The sequence below is a fragment of the Vibrio sp. YT-18 genome, from assembly GCF_033337345.1.
Classification (GTDB): Bacteria; Pseudomonadota; Gammaproteobacteria; order Enterobacterales; family Vibrionaceae; genus Vibrio; species Vibrio alginolyticus.
Window position 1 is genome coordinate 1 of sequence record NZ_JAWOQO010000128.1, and the last position, 1,321, is coordinate 1,321.

1 protein-coding gene is annotated in these 1,321 nt (G+C 45.5%); it reads right to left on the reverse strand.

Annotated elements, in window-relative coordinates:
* Positions 1-106: 106 nt before the first annotated feature.
* The gene (queG, locus tag R7M72_RS24870) at positions 107-1,234 is read right to left on the reverse strand and encodes a tRNA epoxyqueuosine(34) reductase QueG (protein ID WP_318056433.1); all 1,128 of its coding nucleotides are present in this window, start codon (positions 1,232-1,234) and stop codon (positions 107-109) included.
* Positions 1,235-1,321 lie beyond the last annotated feature (87 nt).

Consider the following 1,321-nt stretch of genomic DNA (forward strand, 5'->3'; position numbering starts at 1 on the left):
ATTTTTAATCAAATCTAGAATTTTTTTCCACATTACAGAATTGAGAACAGGGTCATGTATTGAGCATGCAAAAAGTGTTTTCAATCTCTTGCATATAGGCTACGCACTAGGCATCCCTAGGTAAGCCTTTCTCAACAATTCTAATTAAACGCTTTTTCTTCGTCTCAATCGGTTCTGCATCTACAGAAGGGATATGGTTGAGCTGCTGGGTAAGTGCCCATTCGATGTGCTCATCCAGTAATTTACTTTCACCAAGTCGCGCATTAAGTGCGTCTATCACCCGTTGGCTGTATTCTGCATTACCAAGTGCGACAGATATATTACGTAGCCATTGTTCGTGACCGATACGACGGATAGCAGAACCTTCCATATTTTTTAAGAACGTCGCCTCGTCCCATTGGAATAATTCAACCAAGTCTGGGTTGTGAAAGCTTTCCCGGCGATGTAAATCTTCTTGTTCGGTAACGTCTGCATAGCGGTTCCATGGGCAGACGAGTTGGCAGTCATCACAGCCGTAGATGCGGTTACCCATCGGTTTGCGGAATTCCTCAGGGATGACACCATCAAACTCTATCGTGAGATAAGAGATACAGCGTCTCGCATCGACAACTTTATCTTCTACAATGGCTTGAGTCGGGCATGACGTAATACACGCTCGGCATTTTTCGCATTGGTCGACACTTGGAGTATCGACTGGGAAAGGTAGGTCAATCAGCAGTTCACCAAGGAAGAACCAAGAACCACACTCTTTATCTAAGATCAGTGAGTGTTTACCTGTCCAACCCAATCCGGCCTTTTGGGCTAAAGGGCGCTCAAGTATTGGCGCAGAGTCGACAAAAGGGCGATAACCAAACTGACCCACTTCTTCTTCTATGAGCTTACCCAACTTGTTGAGTTGTTTTCTGACCAGCTTATGGTAATCACGCCCTAGCGCATAGCGGCTAATATAAGCGTGATTTTTATTCGCGAGATTTGAAGCAAATTGCGCTTCTGGCGGTAGGTAGTCCATCCGGACGCTGATAACGCGAACGGTTCCCGGTAATAACTCATTGGGTCTGGCGCGCATCATTCCGTGACGAGCCATCCAATCCATTGAGCCGTGATAGCCAGCATCTAGCCATTTTTGTAGTGCGGCTTCATGTTCACTAAGATCAACGTCGCAGATGCCTACTTTTTGAAAGCCGAGCTCTTTTCCCCAAACTTTGATTTGTTGTGCGAGTTGTTCGTAGTTCATGTTTTATCACCGAGATAAAGGGGGCGGGATCTTAACGGATCTATTCTATTGGTGCTACCGTAAAGTTGAGGTTAGTACTCGGAAATT

What these genes read in the sequence shown, in the direction of transcription:
- queG (WP_318056433.1), bottom strand. Translation starts at nt 1,234, where the DNA reads ATGAACTACGAACAACTCGCACAACAAATCAAAGTTTGGGGAAAAGAG.